The sequence below is a fragment of the Eisenbergiella massiliensis genome, assembly GCF_003435485.1.
On the sequence record NZ_QVLV01000018.1, the window covers coordinates 33,668 to 52,380 of the forward strand.

General features: G+C 49.0%; 17 protein-coding genes. 11 read left to right on the plus strand and 6 right to left on the minus strand.

Annotated elements, in window-relative coordinates:
• Window positions 1-8: 8 nt before the first annotated feature.
• From DXC51_RS20825 to DXC51_RS20840, 4 genes are all read left to right on the plus strand, one after another.
• Entirely contained in the window at window positions 9-779 is a 771-nt protein-coding gene (locus DXC51_RS20825; RefSeq protein WP_117545328.1) for a hypothetical protein, read from the plus strand.
• A gap of 3 nt (window positions 780-782) precedes the next feature.
• Complete coding sequence (cas6, locus tag DXC51_RS20830) at window positions 783-1,667, plus strand: CRISPR system precrRNA processing endoribonuclease RAMP protein Cas6 (RefSeq protein WP_117545329.1); 885 nt, start codon at window positions 783-785, stop codon at window positions 1,665-1,667.
• 310 nt (window positions 1,668-1,977) lie between these two features.
• Window positions 1,978-3,282, plus strand: coding sequence for an O-acetylhomoserine aminocarboxypropyltransferase/cysteine synthase family protein (locus DXC51_RS20835; protein WP_102289688.1), 1,305 nt, complete (start codon window positions 1,978-1,980; stop codon window positions 3,280-3,282).
• Window positions 3,283-3,395: 113 nt separating this feature from the next.
• Window positions 3,396-3,953: a hydrolase gene (locus DXC51_RS20840; RefSeq protein WP_117545330.1), complete on the plus strand. Its 558-nt coding sequence runs from the start codon at window positions 3,396-3,398 to the stop codon at window positions 3,951-3,953.
• A gap of 106 nt (window positions 3,954-4,059) precedes the next feature.
• On the opposite strand, the gene DXC51_RS20845 is transcribed toward DXC51_RS20840, so the two are convergent.
• The 6 genes from DXC51_RS20845 to DXC51_RS20870 all read right to left on the minus strand — a co-directional run bounded on the left by DXC51_RS20845 (window position 4,060) and on the right by DXC51_RS20870 (window position 9,934).
• Complete coding sequence (locus tag DXC51_RS20845) at window positions 4,060-5,322, minus strand: peptidoglycan-binding protein (RefSeq protein ID WP_025491237.1); 1,263 nt, start codon at window positions 5,320-5,322, stop codon at window positions 4,060-4,062.
• Between the two features lie 209 nt (window positions 5,323-5,531).
• Window positions 5,532-6,377 (minus strand): hypothetical protein, encoded by an 846-nt coding sequence (locus DXC51_RS20850; RefSeq protein ID WP_117545331.1) that lies wholly within the window; start codon window positions 6,375-6,377, stop codon window positions 5,532-5,534.
• Window positions 6,371-7,069: an ABC transporter ATP-binding protein gene (locus DXC51_RS20855; RefSeq protein ID WP_021639933.1), complete on the minus strand. Its 699-nt coding sequence runs from the start codon at window positions 7,067-7,069 to the stop codon at window positions 6,371-6,373. The genes DXC51_RS20850 and DXC51_RS20855 overlap by 7 nt, the downstream gene beginning before the upstream one ends.
• Window positions 7,066-7,455: a GntR family transcriptional regulator gene (locus tag DXC51_RS20860; RefSeq protein WP_021639932.1), complete on the minus strand. Its 390-nt coding sequence runs from the start codon at window positions 7,453-7,455 to the stop codon at window positions 7,066-7,068. The genes DXC51_RS20855 and DXC51_RS20860 overlap by 4 nt, the downstream gene beginning before the upstream one ends.
• 84 nt (window positions 7,456-7,539) lie before the next feature.
• On the minus strand, window positions 7,540-8,370 hold the full coding sequence (locus tag DXC51_RS20865) for a class I SAM-dependent methyltransferase (protein WP_117545332.1): 831 nt from the start codon (window positions 8,368-8,370) through the stop codon (window positions 7,540-7,542).
• Between the two features lie 439 nt (window positions 8,371-8,809).
• Complete coding sequence (locus DXC51_RS20870) at window positions 8,810-9,934, minus strand: pyridoxal phosphate-dependent aminotransferase (protein WP_102289682.1); 1,125 nt, start codon at window positions 9,932-9,934, stop codon at window positions 8,810-8,812.
• A 499-nt stretch (window positions 9,935-10,433) separates the two neighbouring features.
• On the opposite strand from DXC51_RS20870, the gene DXC51_RS20875 reads away from it, so the two are divergent.
• The 7 genes from DXC51_RS20875 to DXC51_RS30110 all read left to right on the plus strand — a co-directional run bounded on the left by DXC51_RS20875 (window position 10,434) and on the right by DXC51_RS30110 (window position 18,666).
• Entirely contained in the window at window positions 10,434-10,970 is a 537-nt protein-coding gene (locus tag DXC51_RS20875) for a GNAT family N-acetyltransferase (protein ID WP_117545333.1), read from the plus strand.
• 284 nt (window positions 10,971-11,254) lie between these two features.
• Window positions 11,255-14,836, plus strand: a complete 3,582-nt coding sequence (locus tag DXC51_RS20880; protein ID WP_117545334.1) for a DUF5717 family protein — start codon at window positions 11,255-11,257, stop codon at window positions 14,834-14,836.
• Window positions 14,837-14,937: 101 nt separating this feature from the next.
• Window positions 14,938-16,263: a DUF5716 family protein gene (locus DXC51_RS20885; RefSeq protein WP_117545335.1), complete on the plus strand. Its 1,326-nt coding sequence runs from the start codon at window positions 14,938-14,940 to the stop codon at window positions 16,261-16,263.
• Between the two features lie 29 nt (window positions 16,264-16,292).
• Window positions 16,293-17,126, plus strand: a complete 834-nt coding sequence (locus DXC51_RS20890) for a hypothetical protein (RefSeq protein WP_021637269.1) — start codon at window positions 16,293-16,295, stop codon at window positions 17,124-17,126.
• A gap of 149 nt (window positions 17,127-17,275) precedes the next feature.
• Window positions 17,276-17,713 (plus strand): 8-oxo-dGTP diphosphatase, encoded by a 438-nt coding sequence (locus DXC51_RS20895; protein ID WP_117545336.1) that lies wholly within the window; start codon window positions 17,276-17,278, stop codon window positions 17,711-17,713.
• A gap of 178 nt (window positions 17,714-17,891) precedes the next feature.
• Entirely contained in the window at window positions 17,892-18,335 is a 444-nt protein-coding gene (locus DXC51_RS20900) for a YfbO family protein (RefSeq protein WP_117545337.1), read from the plus strand.
• A 196-nt stretch (window positions 18,336-18,531) separates the two neighbouring features.
• Complete coding sequence (locus DXC51_RS30110) at window positions 18,532-18,666, plus strand: DUF6061 family protein (protein WP_330413862.1); 135 nt, start codon at window positions 18,532-18,534, stop codon at window positions 18,664-18,666.
• The last annotated feature ends 47 nt before the right edge of the window (window positions 18,667-18,713 follow it).

The following is an 18,713-nucleotide window of genomic DNA, read 5'->3' on the forward strand; positions in this document are numbered from 1 at the left end:
ATTATTTAATGAATGACACTAAAAAATATAAGTTCACCCTGAATCCTCTCTCGACAATAATCTTATCACCGAGAGAGCAAAGCTGTTTTTTATGCAATAATAAAGAAATGAAAAAAATAAAAGGAGAGGACGGCCGGTTTTCCTATACAGACAGCATTAAATTCGTTTATCCTTTTTATCAGTATGGGATGTATGAAGAATATGAACCGTCAAATGCACAATACTATATACCTGGTTCCTCAATCAAGGGGGCGGTAGGTTCATCGCTGATTTCATTTGATGATATAAGGGTGGATGGACAAAACATATCGCTAAGAAATCTGTATAAATTACAGAATATCCGAACGGATTCAGCAGAGGAAAAACCTAAATTAGGAATTTTTTTCCCAAAAGTGGCAATAGAAACTCTTGATTCAGGTACGGAATTAAACGGTGAGCTGTTTACTGGAGAAAATCCGGTAGCTGTGCTGCAGGATGCGCAGCAGAGAAGTACAGATAAATTAAAGCAGCTCTTAAAACAAATAAACGCTATTTTGTTGAAATACGAAGGAGAATCCCGGGAGATAAAAGAGAAGGATATTCTGTGCTTGATGAAATCAAAGTTAGAAACATTGTTACGTGAGATTTCATCAACCGACCAGAACCGATACCTCATTATTCTTGGTGGGTATAAGGGCCTTAACTTATCCGGCGTATTCCCCCACGAAGCCGCCGGCGCAATATACATCGACACAGAAAACAAACTCCCCCACGGCCTTGCCTGGATAAGATTGGAATAACCCATGATAAACAACGAACCCGTCCACTTCTCCCTGAAATACCTTCCGCTCCTGATACGCCTGCGCTGCTGTGAGCCGGCCCGGCTTCCCGGTTATCTGGGCTCCACCCTCCATGGAATTCTGGGATGGGCCCTGCTCAATCACAAGGAAGCATACAGATATATATACGAGAACAGGAAAATGGCTGAAGGCGGTTATGATATCCCCAATCCTTACATCATCAACCCGCCCGGGTACAGGGAGCAGTACAATAAAGGCGATGAACTCAGATTTCAGGTGATACTTCTTGGCGATGCCCTCCGGTATGCGGAGCAGCTAATCAATGCCCTCATAACTGCCGGGAGCTTTACCATAGGGGCGGAGCGCAAAAGATTCCAGCTGGAAGAAATCATGCAGTATGATCAGCTTCAGTCAATCTGGAAGCCCGGCCTATATGCCCCCGAGGCCATAAAAGCGGAAGTCCTCTCAGAACACAGAACCGAAGGCTGCACCAACTGCTCCATACAGCTGCTGACCCCGCTTCGCATCCGGAGAAGCGGCAGCCTGCTGACCGAACTCGATTTTATAACCATCTTCCGGAGCATAAGCAGAAGGATAACAGAGCTTACCGCGCGTTACGGCGGCTTTGTAAACGAGCAGGAAATTGTCTGGCTCATGGAAGCGGCGCAGCATATCCAAAAAACATCCTCAGGGCTTTATGTAAAAAATATGGAGCGCTATTCCACCAGAAGAGATAAAAAAATGGATTTAAGCGGCCTGCTGGGCGCCATGACATTTCAGGGAGAGCTGGCTCCCTTTACACCCTGGCTGAATGCGGCGTGTATCCTTCATCTGGGAAGAAATACAACCTTAGGCTGCGGTAAAATAGACGCAGTAATAATGAACTGATAAAAAGCTGCCCTGTTGTTTTGTTCAGGACAGCTTTTTTGCCGCCGCAATATCTGGCTGCCGCCGTTGCGCCAGGCTGTGGCGCTTCACTGCCTGGCACTACGCTGCCTGCGCTGAACTGCCTGCTATCTGCTCTGGCATAAGCCATGACCCAATTTCCTAAAAAAATCCTCTCTAATTTCCCCAACTTTTGCAAAAACCATTTGACAAATCCTGGATCCCCCATTATAATCAACAAAAACATACTAATCCAATAGGAATTGTAAACATACTATGTACAGGCTGCCGTCGGGCAGGAAGGAGAGGCGAGATGAAAGACAGGACAGAGAGAGCATACAGATTTGAGACATTGCAGCTTCACGTAGGGCAGGAGCAGGCGGACCCGGCGACGGACGCGCGGGCGGTGCCGATTTACCAGACATCCTCATACGTGTTCCATGACTGCGAAGACGCAGCGGCAAGATTCGCGCTTTCAGCAGGGGGCAATATATACGGAAGGCTGACGAATCCTACAGAAGAGGTCTTCGAGAAAAGAATGGCCGCACTGGAAGGCGGAAGCGCAGCTCTGGCCGTGGCCTCCGGTGCCGCAGCGATTGCCTATACCTTCCAGAATCTGGCCCATCAGGGCGATCACATTGTCGCGGCGAAAAACATATACGGCGGGACCTATAATTTCCTTGCCCACACCTTCCCCGATTCCGGAGTCACTACGACCTTCGTGGATCCCTTCAATTTCAAAGAACTGGAAGGCGCCATTCAGGAAAATACAAAGGCTGTCTTTGTAGAAACTCTTGGAAATCCCAATTCCGATGTGGTGGATTTGGAAGCGATTGCAGCAATTGCCCATGCCCACGGCATCGTGCTGGCAGTGGACAATACCTTTGCCACGCCCTATCTGGTGCGGCCCATGGAATACGGCGCGGATATTGTGGTACATTCCGCCACCAAATTCATCGGCGGCCATGGTACGGCAATCGGTGGCGTGATTGTGGAAAGCGGCCGTTTTGACTGGGAGGCGAGCGGAAAATATCCTTCCTTAACGCAGCCGAATGAAAGCTACCACGGCGTAAGCTTTACCAAAGCTGCAGGCCCCGCGGCATTTGTTACGAAAATCAGGGCTACTTTGCTGCGAGATACAGGTGCCACCTTGTCCCCCTTTCATGCATTTTTGTTCCTTCAGGGACTGGAAACCCTGTCTCTGCGTGTGGAACGCCATGTTTCCAATGCGCTGAAAACCGCAGCCTGGCTGGCGGCCCATCCCCAGGTGGAAAAGGTCCATCACCCTTCCGTTACCACGGATGAGGTCCAGAAGGCGCTGTATGCCAAATATTTTCCCCATGGAGGCGGATCTATTTTTACTTTTGAGATCAGAGGCGGAGCGGAAACCGCGAAAAAATTTATTGATAATCTTCAGCTTTTCTCTTTACTTGCCAACGTGGCGGATGTAAAATCTTTGGTAATCCACCCGGCCTCCACCACCCATGGACAGCTGAATGCAGAGGAGCTGGAGGAACAGGGCATCCGCCCCAATACTATCCGGCTTTCCATTGGAACGGAGCATATTGATGATATCATTCAGGATCTGGAGGAGGCATTCCGGGCAGTGGCGGAATAAGCGCGCGGCGGCTATATAAGCGGCTATATAATATGGGAGCTGTGAAATAAGCGCCGGCGGGCCGATTATACTTCGGGCAGAATTTTGCCGGAAAAAGCGAAGGAGATGACAGCATGGGAAAAATACCAACAAGGGAAGAAGCCTGGGAGCTTCTGACCAGATACAACCAGGACGAATTCCATCTGAAGCATGCGCAGACCGTGGAAGGTGTTATGAGATACTTTGCACAGAAGCTGGGCTATGAAGATGAGGTGGATTTCTGGGGAATCGTGGGGCTGCTCCACGATCTGGATTTTGAACAGTATCCGGAAGAGCACTGCATAAAATCCCAGAAAATCATGAGGGCTGAGGGGCTGGATGAAGCCCTGATTCATGCGACGGCGAGCCATGGCTATGGCCTGACCGTAGACGTAAAGCCGGAAAAGGAAATGGAAAAGGTGCTTTTTGCGGTAGATGAGCTAACTGGCCTGATCGGCGCTGCCGCGCTGATGCGTCCTTCCAGAAGCGTACAGGATCTGGAACTGAAGTCCGTGAAAAAGAAGTTCAAGACAAAAAGCTTTGCTGCGGGCTGCTCCCGGGAAGTGATTGAGCAGGGCGCAGAAATGCTGGGCTGGAGCCTGGATGATCTGATTACGGACACCATACTGGCCATGAGGACCTTTGAAGAATAAAGAGAAAAAAGGGCGGTACGGATACGGTAAAAGGTATCTGTACCGCCTTTATGCATAAGGAGGAGGCATGAAGAAGGCTGGTTAAAAGGAGAAAACCCTTCCTGTTTCAGGAAGGCTCCGCGATTCTGGAAACTCCCACATAGATACGGGAAATTTCGTACCAGGTGGGAAAATCCACCACACCGGTCCGGGGCAGCCCGAACACCCGCTGGAAAACCCTCACCGCCGCTGCGGTCTGCTGGCCGAATATGCCGTCCGGGGTTATATAGGGGATGGCAGGATAATTCTGCCGGATGCGGTTGAGCTGCTCCTGCATCTGGAGCACCTTGGCTCCGGAGGAGCCTATGGTCAAATCGTAGCCGGGCCAGGAGGAAGGGACGCCGCTGATGGCGTCGGCGGAGTTAATATACATGTCACTGCCATAATAATAATGGATGATGTCAATGGCGTCATAGCCTTCCTCCCCCAGATACATGGAGCCCCACTGGCTTAGCCCCCGGCAGCTCACCCTGCGGCCGTCACAGTAGCTGGTAAGTATCGGCTGCCTCACGCCGGGGCGGGAGAGATAATTGGAAAAAATAGTATCTACCAGAAAGCTGATATTTTCAAAGATATTTCTGCCGTAGACCCATTTCTGGTCAAAGGCGGTGGAAGAGGTAATGGTAAAATTGTAGCCCTGGTTCCGGTACCATTCCGTATAGACACGGTTCAGGGTAAAGGACATAATTGCCAGTATGTTTGCATAAATGGTGGATTCCGGCCAGGTCGCATAAATCTCGGAGGAAGCCACATTTTTAATGTAATCCGTATAGCGGACATAGTAATTCGGGGCGGTGGAATCGGAGGGGACACCGTCATGCACAATGACAAATTCAGGGATGACGACCCGGCTTAAAACGATTTCGCCTGTTTCATCCACAGGCTTTATTTCAGCCTCCGGAATTTTGGGAGGGAAAATACCGAAAAGGGTATGGGCCGGGATTATAATATCTTCTTCCCTTCCGGGCCGTTCCTCAGGAATCAGGGAAATCGGCTGAACAGCGGTAACATCGGCCAGGATTTGTGTACCGGAAACGAGTACGGGCTCAAAGCCGGATGCCTCAACGGATATGTTGTATTCGGAATAAGGCTGCTGGTCGGTAGGCGTCAGGCTGTAATCTACCGGGGGCGCGGGAAGCTCCACCGTATCGGTCTGGCCGGATTCATCAGTGGTCAGGGTTTCTACGACGGAATCCGGATCTCCTGTCAGGGAGATGGTAACGGAAGCGCCTTTTATCGGAAGCGGGCCAAGGCTGGAGGTGAGACTGATTTTCAGCCCACCTGCATAGGGACTGTCGGATGTCTGGGCGGCATGCAGTTTGTTTGCCATATGTTGCGGTAACCTCATATTTATTGCTTACAGTTATTATATGCGCTTACGGGAGGAAGTTTCCGCCGAAAGCTGAAAAGGGCTTTGAAAACGAAAAGAGGATAGAAACATAGGCAGAAGGCAGATTTTCACCTGAAAATGTGAAACGTCAGCACAAAAAAGGAAGCAGCCGCCAAGACTGCTTCCTCTGTAAATACTGTTTGAAATCCTTAATCCAGGTTCAGCTGCTTTTTCATAAGGTATTCGGAAAGAACATAGCAGGCGGCGCCCGTGACTACGGAGGCTATAAAGGAAAATATAAAGGTATTGCGCATAAAACTTCCCATGAAGTCCGGGATCCCGGGGCCGATAGAAACGGAACGGTTCGTTATGACTATTTTTGTCAGATAGGGCGTCATGGCGAAGGAGGTCACTGTCTGGATTAAAATGGTAACGCCAATGTAACACAGGACAGAGCCCATCACCTTGTGCTTTGAAAACATCTGGCCAAGGGATATGGAACCATAAATAACCAAAGCGCTGCTCATTGATGAAACAAGAAAATAAAAAAAGTTAAATACGATAAACGCCGGCAGCGACATCCCGAACAGCGCGTTGGAATATTCAGCGGCATATTTCATAAAGAAGGAAAAGGACAGATTCATATCCTCCAATACCATAACCGGCAGGGCAAAAATGAGTATCATGAAAATTGCCCAGAGCACCAGCAGAGTAACTACGAACAGCCACACAGTGCTTACTAAAAGCTTGGAAACCAGCAGCTGCCTGGGGGTTACAGGCAGTGTATGCATAAGATAGCCTTGATCGGTATACAGATTCCTGTAAAAACGGACCGCTACATAAAGCGTGATGACAAAGCTGATACAGGTGATGGTCATTACATAGAACATCATCAATACAAAAGCGCCTGCATTCAGATCATCTGCATTGGCGGGAGGGCTCATCCTGGTAAAACAGATGACGGCCGTAAGGGTCATCAGTATGACAATGGCACAGCATAAAGCGGGGATGCGCCAGGTTTCCTTCCATTCATGTTTCAGTAATTTCGTCAGCATGCAAACACCTCCCTGAAATAACTGTCCACGGATTTTCCATAGGTTTCCCGGATATTTTCCACGGAAGAGCAGAGCATAATCTGTCCGTCCCTGATGAAAATCACGTCGTCCAGCACGGCCTCGATATCGGATATAAGATGAGTGGAAAGCAGGATGGATGCATTTTCGTTATAGTTGCCGATGATTGTTTTCAGGATGAAATCACGGGCGGCAGGATCCACACCCGCTATCGGTTCATCCAGGATGTAAAGATCGGCTTCCCTGCTCATAACCAGCACCAGCTGAACCTTTTCCTTGGTGCCCTTGGAAAGGGTTTTCAGGCGTGAGTTCAGGTTAATCTGCAGGCTCTCCAGCATGGACATGGCTTTTTCCCTGTTGAAATTATCGTAGAAGTCTTCAAAATATTCCACCAAATCTATTACGGTCCGGCTGCTGGTAAGATAGGTGCGTTCCGGAAGATAGGAAACTTTTTTCTTGGTTTCCACGCCGGGAGCCTTTCCGTCAATCAGGATCTGGCCGGAGGAAGGGGTAAGAAGACCATTGAGCAGTTTAATCAGCGTGGTCTTGCCGCTTCCGTTCGGACCGAGGAGGCCGATAATGCGTCCTCTGGGAATATTCAGATTCAGGTTGTTCAGCGCCATAAAATGACCATAAGCCTTGGAAAGGCCGGAAATAGTCACAAGATCGTTCATGCGCGCTCCCTCCTTTGTTCGGCAGGCTCTTCAGCAACGGCTGAGAGCAGTGCCAGGATATCATTTTTTTCAAAACCCAGTTCTTTCATTTTTTCGATAAAGGATAATGCTTCTTCTTTTGCCAGCTGAGTCCGAATCTGTGTAATCATGTCTTTGTCCTCCGTTACGAATCTGCCGCTGGTACGTTTTGTTACAATCAGGCCGCTGCGCTCCAGCTCCGCAAAGGCCTTCTGCATCGTGTTGGGATTTACGCTGGCTTCAGCGGCCAGTTCCCTGACACTGGGAAGTTTATCACCCGGTCCATAGGTGCCGGAAACAATCTGCAGTTGGATGCGTTCCAGCAGCTGTGCATAGATGGGGCGGTCAGAATCCAGGTTCCATGCCATATCATCATTCCTTTCTTAATGTGTATCTCTGTATTAATTTAATAATACAATATAACAATAAATATAGAATGTCAATAGAATTCTTTACTTTTTTAAAAATATGGAAAGGGTATCGTTTTCCCTGCAAAAGGGTGCGCCGGCAATATCCCCGAAGACACCGTGAACCTTAAAGCCTGCATTTTCGGCCTCTCCGGCCAGACTTTCCACGGTAAAATAAGTGTTCCACAGGTAATAGGGAGTGATCTCCTTACCGGAAACGACGACTGTCAGATCCAGGGTTACATTTTCGGGGTATTTATAATAACCCTGGAAAGCGGCATATTCGCCGGGACGCCAGAAGCCGCCGCTTTGGCAAAGCTCCCAGGTCTGCCGTTCCCGGAAATGATGGTAGGCGGCCATGGAAAATACATCCAGCACGAAGCAGCCGCCCGGCTTCAGCTGCCGGTAAACCCGGTCCATGATATTTTTCCTGCCGTCAGCGGACAGCGCGCCATAATCGCAATAGATCATAACGGCAAAATCAAAGGACTGCGGCAGCTCCATCTCCAGATAATTCTGATATAGATAAGAAATATCCAGGCCCTGGCTCCGGGCGGACTGTCTGGCATAGTCAATGGAACGTCTTGAAAAATCCACGCCAGTAACCTGATAGCCTGCCCGGGCAAATCTTTCAGCATAAATGCCGGGGCCGCAGCCGATATCAAGAAGCTGTGGATAATCAGATGGCGGTACAAGATCGCTGAGCCATGCTGCTGATTTTTCAATAAATAAAAGCTTCCTGCTGGCGCCCTCGAAGTCCGGATCCAGATGCGCCTTAAGCATTTGTCCGGAGATGTAATCATCATCCCAGAAGGCGGTGCCTGACGGTGTATAGACCGCTGGTTTTTTCAAGGCTTCGATAATTTTGTTGTTCATTTTACTGCTCCTTTCATAAACAGAAAAAGCCGCAGATTTTACTCTGCGGCTAAGACTCAAAAGCTGAAGTGTTAGTTGAAGAGTAAATAAAATCAAGTGCCAGGCACAAAAAGTAAGCTGTTAAAACAGCCCTTCGTTTCCTGTTGAATTGATTTTATCCGCTCTTCTCCAGCAATATCCATGCTGCCGGTTATACAGCATCCGATACGCCGGATTCACATCACCTTTTCCCGTTATTATTTCTGTTTTAATTCTATTGCAGTATCCTGCGGCTGTCAATGATAAATACCACTGTTCTGCAGGACTGTAAAACCCCGCCGCTCTGCAGGATTATAAAATTCCACCGCTTTGTGGGACAGCAAAATCCCACCGTCCGGCAGGGCAGCAGGCCTGGCTGAACCGTTACCTTGTTATTTCGTTGCCTGCAGCAGGGCTTCGGTTACGCGAACAACTCCCGGATACAGGTAAGCAGCCGTGTATTATCCTCCGGCAGCATGAAGCAAAAACGGAAATAGCTGTCGTTAAGGCTATGAAAGTCGGAGCAGTCCCGAATCATCATTTTACGGCGGATAGCGGCCTCAAAGAGAGTCCGGGCCGTTATTTCCGGATTGAGGCTGCGGGCCAGGACAAAGTTGGCATAGGCGGGGTAAACCTTAAGCTCAGGAATCGCGGCCAGAGTCTGGATACAGCGTTCACGTTCCTTACCGATAAGGGAACGGGTGCGTTCAATGTATTCCTTATCAGTGAACATGATTTGCCCGGCGGCATCCGCCAGGGAACTGACGGTCCAGGGATTTTTGGCGGCATCAATCCTGCCGCGCAGTTCCCCGTTGGAGGTGACGGCATAGCCTAGACGAAGCCCGGGAGCGGACCAGAATTTAGAAACACCCCGCAGTACCAGGAGGTTGTCATACTCTCCGGCCAGGGGAATGGAAGTGATTTCCGATACGGAGGGTGCAAATTCGGCATAGGTTTCGTCTGTCATGACGAAAATATTATTTTCCCGGCAAAAAGAAAGAAGGAGGCGCATCTGCGAGGCCGGAACTGCGCTGGAGGTTGGATTGTTCGGATTACACAGCACAAGCAGCCCGGGCAGGCGCAGCTTCCCTCCGGCAGCCTTGGCACCATCGGCATGTTCCATAATAAAGCGTTCCAGATCCTCCACATCCAGGACGAAATCCTTTTCCGCACACAGATCATAATAGTGAAGCACACTTCCCGCCAGGGTCAGCTCACGCTCATACTCGGAATAAGCAGGCCCGAGTACGACTGCGGCATGAGGATGTATGGCCTGTATTGCAGCAGAGATAAGCTCTGTGGAGCCGTTTCCCACCATAATATTTTCCGCATCCGCGCCGGTATAGTCAGCTATCGCCCGTCGGAGCGCCGTATAGTTCCGGTCAGGATAAGCACACAGCACATCCAGATGAGCGGCCAGATAATCTTTCATGAAAGGCGAGAGACCCAGCGGATTAACATTTGCCCCAAATCCCGTAATCTCTTCCTTTTTTATCCCGTAAATCTGTTCTATTTTTTCCAAATCACTACCATGAAAAGCAGCCATAATACCCTCCTTTTTCGGGAACATTATTTTATATATTGGGGAGACCGCCGCGGCACGCTTCAGCCCATGACTATGCCGCGGCGGAACATCCGAATGTATGAAATGAAATAATGTCCGCGAACTTCTATTTTGAAATGTTGCAGGATTCCTATTGGTAATGTTATACTGTATACTGATATTAAATCTTTTTGGTTTGAAAAACAAGTATGTCTATTGAATAGCTTTATGTTGGCTGTTAGTAAATGCCGAAAGGATATATTAGTTGTATTTATTTACTGTTTATAGAGCAAGACCTGGCTTATACAGCCTCGTGGATTGAAATATAATAAAAACAACAGCCGAATGACACGTTCCGGAGTCGAGGTCTTTACGACCTCGTGGATTGAAATATTCTTTGAGATAAAAAAAACAAAAGTTGAATCTTGTCGAGGTCTTTACGACCTCGTGGATTGAAATGTAAAAAGCAGCAGGGGCATAAAAGATTTAAGGAGAAATACTTTTGGAAGGGATAACTGTAATCGCAGAAACAGATAGATTGATTTTAAGAAGGTACAGGGAAAGTGATTTACAGGATTTGTACGAATATTTATCAAATCCGGAGGTGGTAAAATTTGAACCTTACAGGCCTATGAGCATGGATGAAGTAAGGCATAATCTTGAATGGAGGATTTCAACAGATGAAATGACTGCTGTTGAATTAAAGGAAAGCCATAAAATGATAGGAAATGTGTATCTGGGAAATAGGGATTTTGAGTGGCTTGAAATAGGATATGTATTTAACCAGGATTATTGGGGAAAAGGTTATGCAAAGGAAAGCTGTCTGGCTTTAGTGGGACAGGCATTTTCACAGGGTATACACAGAATCTTTGCTGAGTGCGATCCTGAAAACCCAAGTTCCTGGAAATTGTTAGAGGCATTGGGGTTTGAGAGAGAAGCACATTTAAGACAAAATGTTTATTTCTGGAAAGATGACGAAAACAGGCCTCTTTGGAAAGATACCTATATTTATGCTAAATTGAACGGCGTAATGGGCTGAATTGAAGAGACAGACTAAAAAAAATTTTTTGTAACTGTTCAGCAGGTCAGCGCATTTAGCTGCGCAGGTCAACGCTTTGCGTTGACCGTAAGAAAGTGATTCAAGAGTGCTAAAATCCATCGCCAAAGGCGATTTAGGATGGATTTTAGCAGTAACTGTGAGGGGTACTGAACAGTTACAATTTTTTTATGAAACACTGTGGCATTATACTATAAGAATATATACAGGCCTATGCAACGTGTTTTAGCTATAGTTGAATAAAAACAGATGAGGAGGTGAGAACTTTGAAGGAGCTTTTTGCGCGGATATCAACAGAGGATTGGGAAGAAACAGGCGGTTCCTTGGAGCTCTCATGTCAGGAAGTGGGTCTGGCCCTGGAAAAGGATGAAGTGAAGGAAGGCTTCTTTACGGTAACCGGGGAACCCGGACAGGTGACGGAAGGGTACGTTTCCTGTGATGAAGAGCGTATGGAGTGCCTGACTTCTTTTTTTTCGGGCTCTGTGGAAAATATAGAGTACCGGTTTGACAGCCGCGGGATGCGGGAGGGGGAGGAGCGCAGGGGAAGATTCCTGATCGTGTCCAACCGGGGTGAGTATGAGGTGCCGTTTCAGGCGGTGGTGGTACATAAGGAGCTGGTCAGCTCAGAGGGCGAGCTGGGCAATCTGTTCCAGTTTACGAACCTGGCGAGAAATAGCTGGGAAGAGGCAGTGAAGCTGTTTTATTCACCTGATTTCCTGCGGGTTCTGGGCGGGCAGGACCGGAAATACCGAAATCTGTACAAAGGTCTTTCCAGAGATCCGGGAAATGTGCATAACGTGGAGGAATTTCTCATTTCCGTGCATAAGAAGCAGCCGGTGGAATATGTGCTTCCCCGGACAGAAATTGTGGTGGCAAACCTTCAGGGACAGGGAGGGGAGACGCTTCAGATTGTAAAAAACGGCTGGGGCTGTACCTATCTGGAGGTGGAAACGGAAGGGGGTTTTCTTTCCACGGAGAAAAAAATCCTGCGGGAGGAGGATTTCCTGGGAAACCAGTGCAGCCTGCCTTTGTTTGTCAATCAGGAGGCGCTGCATGAAGGAAAGAATTTCGGAAGGATCATTTTAAGACATGCCTATGGAACACAGTATGCATCTGTTACCATTATCAAAAGGGCGGAGCATCGTGTGGCGAGAACCGGGCGCCGGCAGGAGATGAAGCGTCTGACGGTGGAGCTGGTACGGCTTTATCAGGATTATAAAATGAAGCGGATGAATGCAGTGCTGTGGAGGGCGCAGACCGCTGAGGTGGTGGAGCGGATGAAGCGGCTGGATGATAAGAATCCTGCGGTACGGCTTTATCAGGCGCATCTTCTGATTACGGAGGAGCGCTTTGACGATGCGGGCCGGATTCTGGAACATCTGGATATCACCCTGGACGATGAAGCGCCGGAGCTTTACTGTTATTATCTGTATCTGAGCAGCCTGTATCACAGGGATGAGGCTTTTACCGCAGAGGTTACCATACAGGTGGAGGATTTTTACCGGGTATACCGGGATAACTGGCGGATTGCCTGGCTTCTGCTGTTTATGCTGGCGCCCCTGGGTAGAAGCGTTTCCCAGAAATGGCTGTTTCTGGAGGAACAGTTCCGGCGCAGCGGGACGAGCCCCGTGCTGTATCTGGAGGCTCTGCACCTGGCGAATTTCAGCCCAACCCTGATGATGAAGCTGGATACCTATGAACTGCAGCTTCTGCATTTCGGCGCCAGGAACGGAATCCTTTCCGAGGATCTGGTGGGGCATCTGGTCTATCTTGCAGGAAAGGAAAAATATTATAAGGAGTGCCTGTTCGGGATTTTGAAGGCCTGCTATGAGAAAAAAAGTGATCCGCAGCTGCTTGCCGCCATCTGTTCCCTGCTCATTAAGGGAAATAAAAGCGGCCCGGAATATTACCTGTGGTACCGCAGGGGCGTGGAGCAGGAGCTGAGGGTTACCAGGCTGTATGAATATTATATGATGTCGGTGGATTTGAATAAGGAAGTGGAAATCCCCCGCATTGTACTCATGTATTTTGCTTACCAGAGCAATCTGGATTATGAACACTGCGCCTACCTGTATGCCTATCTGCAAAAGCACAGGGAAGAGTTCCCGGAGCTGTACCTGGCCTACAAGAGCCAGATAGACCGCTTCGTGCTGCAGCAGCTCTATAAAGGCCGCATCAACCGGCATCTGGCGTATCTGTATCAGACCGTCCTGGATGAAAAAATGCTGACCAGGGATAACTGCCAGGCAGTGGCGCCCCTTCTTTTCATGCAGCAGCTGGACTGCGAGGGATCGGATATCCGGCAGGCGGTGGTCATCCATACCCGGCTGCGGGGCGAGCAGGCCTATCCGGTGGAGGATGGCAGAGCCTATGTGGCGGTTTATGATAAGGATTATGAGATCCTTCTGGAGGATGAAGCCCATAACCGTTATGCCGCCGGAAGGCCCTTTGTACTCGACCGGCTGATGTATCCGGCCCGGTGCGCGGGCGCTTTGGAGCCCTTTGTGGAAAATTCCCTTGGCTTTAATCTGTTCTGCTGTGAGAGCAGCAAGGGAAAAATACGGATTACGGAAAAAAATGCGTCCAGGTTCCGGCTGCTTGCGGAGGATGAGCACGTGATCCCGGCCTTTGCCCGGGCGATACGCATAGCGCTGCTGCGTTTTTATTATGGACAGGAGAACCTGGAGGAGCTGGATCTGCTGCTGGAGACATTGAAAAAAGAGGATTTGGACGCGTCGGATGTTTATGAGGCGGCAGGCTTTCTGGTGCTCCGTTCCTTTTATGAAAAGGCTTACGCCTGGCTGCAGGGAATGGAGCTGGGACGTGCGGATGCCAAAATCCTGCTGCGCCTGTGCAGCAGAATGCTGGAAACCGGCCTGTGCACCCAGGATGCGGCCATGACCCGGTTTTGCTACAGCGCATTCGGCAGGGAAAAATATGACAGCCATATCCTGCAGCACCTGGTGGAGCAATATGAGGGAAGCTGTAAGGAACTGACGGAAATCCGGAGGGCTGCGGAGAACTTTGCGGTGGACACCTATAACCTGACGGAAAGGCTGCTGGTGCAGCTGCTCTATACCGGCGTAAATGTGCTGGAACGCACCGGGCTTTTACGGCAGTATATTGTGGGCGGCGGGAAAAATGAGCTGGAAGCGGCTTTCCTGCACAGGTGCAGCGGCCTGTATCTGATGAACGGGGAAAAAATGGACCGCTACATCATCACTGATATCGGCAGGGTGGCGGCCAGGGGTGAGCCCTTAAGCGATATGTGCCGCCTGGCGTTTCTGGAATATTTTGCAAGAAACCGGGACGAGCGCGGCGAAAGGGTTGATTTGCTGATTAAGCAGTTCGGGGAGGAGCTTATCAGCAAGAATATGAAGCTTCCTCTGTTCCAGGAGTATGTGGATATCCTGGAAGGCGCGGAACCCATGATGGATAAAACCATGGTAGTTTTCCGGGGCCAAAGGGAGCGTCCGGCAGTGATCAATTACCGGATAGTTTCAAATGGAACGGGCGGCAGCGAGCCTTCTGCGTCGCAGAAGACTTACCGGACCCTGGAGCTGCAGCATATGTATGCGGGCATTTATACGGCCAGTTTTGTGTTGTTTGCAGGAGAAAGCCTGCAGTATTTTATCACGGATAATTCCGGCAGCGGGGAGATCCTGGACAGCGGCGAGCTGAAAATGGGGGACTGCAGCCTTTTTGTGAAGGAAAGCCGGTATGGCTTGATTAACGATATCGCTTCCGCCCGCCTGATGGGAGAGGAAGCGGAGGCACAGGAGCTTCTGGAACAGTATCTGATGACGGAGTGGATGACTGACGGACTGTTTCAGATAAAAGGGCAGTAACAGAAAAAAAGCGGCGGTTTATAACGGTTCAGCCCCATCGGGGCTGTTACCGTGGTTCAATTTTAACTGGGCTGCCGTAAAAGAAAGGCAGGTGAAGGAAGATGTTTCTGGGAAATGGGGACAGGAAAAGCGGGACAGGCGCGTTTATCGGATATGACATCAGCGACAGGTTTGCCCAGATCAGCTTCTGGATGCCGGGAGCGGATAAACCGGAAACACTGACCCAGGTCATGGGAGAGGAGCAGTACATGATTCCCGCGGTGCTCTGCCGGCGCACGGATCGGGATGTGTGGACCTATGGAAGGGAAGCGCTGAAAAATGCGTCTGCCGGTGACGGCATCCTTGTGGAAAACTTGCTTTCCAAAGCGCTGGCGGGCGAGAGCGTGGAGGTGGACGGGGAAAGCTATGAAGGGGCTGTTTTGCTTTCCCTGTTTATCAAACGAAGCCTTTCGCTGCTTGCGGGGGCGGTCAATCCGGAAAAAGCGGGCATGTTCCTTTTTACGTTGGAAAAAGTGGATAAGCAGACCGTGGAGGTGCTGTCCCGGGTGGCGGCGCTGATTTCCCTGCCGCCGGAACGGGTTTCCTGCCAAAGCAGGGCGGAGAGCTTCTTCTATTATAATATCAACCAGCCGGAGGAGCTTTGGCGGCATCATGTGATGGTATGCGATTTTTCGGGCAGCCATATGAAGCTGCTCATGTTTGAGGTAAACCGGCATACCAGGCCGGTGACGGTGATGATACGGGAGGATGATTACCCGCAGCTGCCAAGAGAGGCCCTGCCGGAGGAGGAAGCTGAACGGGAGGCTGTAAAACAGCGGATGGACAGCGTCTTTGCAGCGATTTTAGGAAAGGTGTGCGAGGGAAAAATCATTGATACGGTTTATCTGATAGGCGACGGTTTTGAAGGTGACTGGTATACCCGTTCGCTGCCGATCCTCTGCCGCGGCAGGCGTGTTTTCCTGGGAAACAACCTGTACAGCAAGGGAGCGTGCTATGGGGCAAGGGCCAAGCAGCAGCCCGGTGAGAACAGCAGCGGCTACGTTTATCTGGGCAAGGACATGCTGAAGGCCAATATCGGGCTGGAGGCGGCCTTCAGGGGGGAGGAATCCTATTTTGCACTGCTGGATGCAGGAACCAACTGGTATGATGCAAAAAGGGAATGTGATTTCCTTTTGAACGAGGATCATGCGTTTTCCCTGCGGATTACGCCTCTTTCCGGGCGTGAGGTAAAGGAAGTGACCGTAACGCTGGACGGGGTTCCGGAGAGGCCTGTGAGAACGACGAGGATACGCCTGACGGTTTCTCTGGAGGATGTGGATACAGTAAAGCTGCGGATGGAGGATCTGGGCTTTGGGGAAATGTTCCCGGCATCCCATAAGATATGGGAGGAGACTTTCAGTCTTGGCGGACGGCAGGAGCGATTTTAACATATTTCAGCGAAAGGAGGCGGAGGCGCATGAGCAGGGTCCATTTATGTCTGGGAAGACTGGCAGATAATCCATACACCTTTGAAAAGTCCAGGGTCCGTGTTTTTTCCATAGAGGAGCTGTGCTTCTTCCTGCGGGAAAATGCGTATCTGCTGGATGAAAATATTTTTACCCGGGGGCTTTTTGACTGGATAGGGAAGGAATGCGCCCTGCCGGATCTGGGACAGAAGCTGAATATGCTTTTAAAAAATAAGGAGAAACCGGAAAGCTTTGTTACCGTAATTTTTGAGTATACAGGGTATTTTGACGACCGGGAAATCCGGGAAACACAGCATCTGGTGGAGGTGAGCGCGGATGTGACGCTGTCAGAGAAGCAGAAGGCCAGGGCGGATTATTTCCTGGAAAGCAGGCGCTATGTGCTGGCGTTGCAGGAATACCAGAAGCTGCTTCATGACGGCGAGGGACTGTCCCCTGTTTTCCTGGGGAAGGTTTACCATAATATGGGCTGCGCGCAGGCCAAGCTGTTCTTATTTGAAAAAGCGGCTGTGTCCTTTGAGCAGGCCAGCCGTCTGGGAGGAGATCCCGCCAGCCTGCTTTCCTATCTGGCGGCGATGCGGCTGCATCTGAAGGAGCAGGAGTATCTGAATTTCCTGACGGAGCATCCGGAGTATTATGAGGCGTCCCTGGAGCTGGAAAAGCTTGTGGTGGAACGCAAGGAGGGCTGGACGGCTTCCAGGAATGAGTCTGTGGTAGCTGAGATTAAGAGCGCTTTCTTCTCGGGAGAGGAAGAAAAGTGTGGGGAGCTGATGGAGGGTGTCCTGGGAAAACTGGAGGAGGAGTACCGGGATTACGTAGTGCAGTGAGGGAGGACGATTGCGGGCCCTGTCAGCCTGTGGTTCCCGGCAAACTCCCGCGGGAACCACAGGCTGACAGGACCCGCAATCTGGTTATGTAAAGGTAGGACTGTAGAAGAAATAAGAGGGAGTATTATTGGTTTGATGTGGAGGGAAAAATGGCAAAGATTGTAATGACTAATATGGTGATGTTGGAAGTTGCAGATAGGCTGTTAGTAATTGACAGAATAAAAAGATTTAAAGGAGTTGCTTTCCCTGGGGGAAAGGTTGAAGCAGGGGAAAGCATATATGATTCTGCAGTTCGTGAGTTTAGGGAAGAAACAGGACTGTTTCTCTCCAATCTTAAATGTAAGGGATTTTATTATTGGGAAGGTGAAGATGATTTTAAGTATTTTGTGTATTTATACAAAGCGAAAGAGTATAGCGGTGAATTGAGAATAGCTACTGATGAAGGAAAGGTCTATTGGATTGAAAAAAATTTGTTAAGAAACTGTACCTTGGCACCACACATGGATGAATATTTGCGTGTGTTTGAAAATGACTATTCAGAATGTTTTTGTACATATAAAGATGGCTATATTCCTCATTATAGATAATTGCTATTATAAGGATATTTGAATAAAGTTGTTCGAGAGAAGGAAGAACTCTATCCGTGGGTTACATTGCTTGCGGCCTGTAGCAGATAAGTTGGGTGTTTGCTGGGCGCTGTATTACAATGTGTGAAGCGACTTTTTAAATGGGGAAAGTGTTTATTTTAAAAGAAAGGCTGTAAATATGATAGATGCAGAAAGCTTCAAAGAACTGATGGAAGATAACGGGGAATGCTTTCCTCTTTTAACCCTTGATGAATTTTTTAAAGGAAATACGCAGGAGGATTCCATTGCCCCGAATCAATGGGAGTTTGGCCGGCCTTCTCTTGGTGAAATGTGGGAGCTGTTGAAAAAAATTGAGCGGTTGCCCAAGGTGGAGTGGGTTCGTGTTGCCCTTCATGATGATACGGAAATTATTAAATGTGGCGGGGAGGAAATATTGAATCTTGCGGGAGATTCTATCGTAGTATGTGCGGACATCCAGCCTGAAGAACTGGAAAAACTGGTGAATTGCGAGTGGTTATGTTCTGACGGGGTAATTGAAATAAATCCTTCGGAACTAGATATTTATTCGTGCATACCATTAATTCCGGAAAATTTTAGTTGTTTGGAAATTGTGTGGGACTAATTCAAAGAAGCTGGTTTTTGTATACGATGATGCGGAAGCTATAGAGTTTAATGAGAATTACCTTAAAACCCCATATTTCCGGGATGTACAACTATAAGTTGTCAAATTGAGTGTGCTTTGTAGGTGGTTTGCAACCATAGCAGGGGCTATGATTGGGCACAGTCAGGAACGGCTGAAATAGACGGAGGCCTAAGGTATGTGCGTATCAAAACGAGCGGAACTTGATTATCTGATCTGTAATGCACCTCTTGAATATTCTGACCTTATCTTGAATGGCAATCCCGAGATATATTTGAAAACTGTAACTGGATATAAAACATTGGATAGCTGATTAAAAATGCCCGTATGAGAAATCCTGCGGACATTTTTTTTATAACA

What these genes read in the sequence shown, in the direction of transcription:
- DXC51_RS20825 (WP_117545328.1), top strand. Translation starts at nt 9, where the DNA reads ATGAATGACACTAAAAAATATAAGTTCACCCTGAATCCTCTCTCGACA.
- cas6 (WP_117545329.1), top strand. Translation starts at nt 783, where the DNA reads ATGATAAACAACGAACCCGTCCACTTCTCCCTGAAATACCTTCCGCTC.
- DXC51_RS20835 (WP_102289688.1), top strand. Translation starts at nt 1,978, where the DNA reads ATGAAAGACAGGACAGAGAGAGCATACAGATTTGAGACATTGCAGCTT.
- DXC51_RS20840 (WP_117545330.1), top strand. Translation starts at nt 3,396, where the DNA reads ATGGGAAAAATACCAACAAGGGAAGAAGCCTGGGAGCTTCTGACCAGA.
- DXC51_RS20845 (WP_025491237.1), bottom strand. Translation starts at nt 5,322, where the DNA reads ATGGCAAACAAACTGCATGCCGCCCAGACATCCGACAGTCCCTATGCA.
- DXC51_RS20850 (WP_117545331.1), bottom strand. Translation starts at nt 6,377, where the DNA reads ATGCTGACGAAATTACTGAAACATGAATGGAAGGAAACCTGGCGCATC.
- DXC51_RS20855 (WP_021639933.1), bottom strand. Translation starts at nt 7,069, where the DNA reads ATGAACGATCTTGTGACTATTTCCGGCCTTTCCAAGGCTTATGGTCAT.
- DXC51_RS20860 (WP_021639932.1), bottom strand. Translation starts at nt 7,455, where the DNA reads ATGGCATGGAACCTGGATTCTGACCGCCCCATCTATGCACAGCTGCTG.
- DXC51_RS20865 (WP_117545332.1), bottom strand. Translation starts at nt 8,370, where the DNA reads ATGAACAACAAAATTATCGAAGCCTTGAAAAAACCAGCGGTCTATACA.
- DXC51_RS20870 (WP_102289682.1), bottom strand. Translation starts at nt 9,934, where the DNA reads ATGGCTGCTTTTCATGGTAGTGATTTGGAAAAAATAGAACAGATTTAC.
- DXC51_RS20885 (WP_117545335.1), top strand. Translation starts at nt 14,938, where the DNA reads ATGTTTCTGGGAAATGGGGACAGGAAAAGCGGGACAGGCGCGTTTATC.
- DXC51_RS20890 (WP_021637269.1), top strand. Translation starts at nt 16,293, where the DNA reads ATGAGCAGGGTCCATTTATGTCTGGGAAGACTGGCAGATAATCCATAC.
- DXC51_RS20895 (WP_117545336.1), top strand. Translation starts at nt 17,276, where the DNA reads ATGGCAAAGATTGTAATGACTAATATGGTGATGTTGGAAGTTGCAGAT.
- DXC51_RS20900 (WP_117545337.1), top strand. Translation starts at nt 17,892, where the DNA reads ATGATAGATGCAGAAAGCTTCAAAGAACTGATGGAAGATAACGGGGAA.
- DXC51_RS30110 (WP_330413862.1), top strand. Translation starts at nt 18,532, where the DNA reads ATGTGCGTATCAAAACGAGCGGAACTTGATTATCTGATCTGTAATGCA.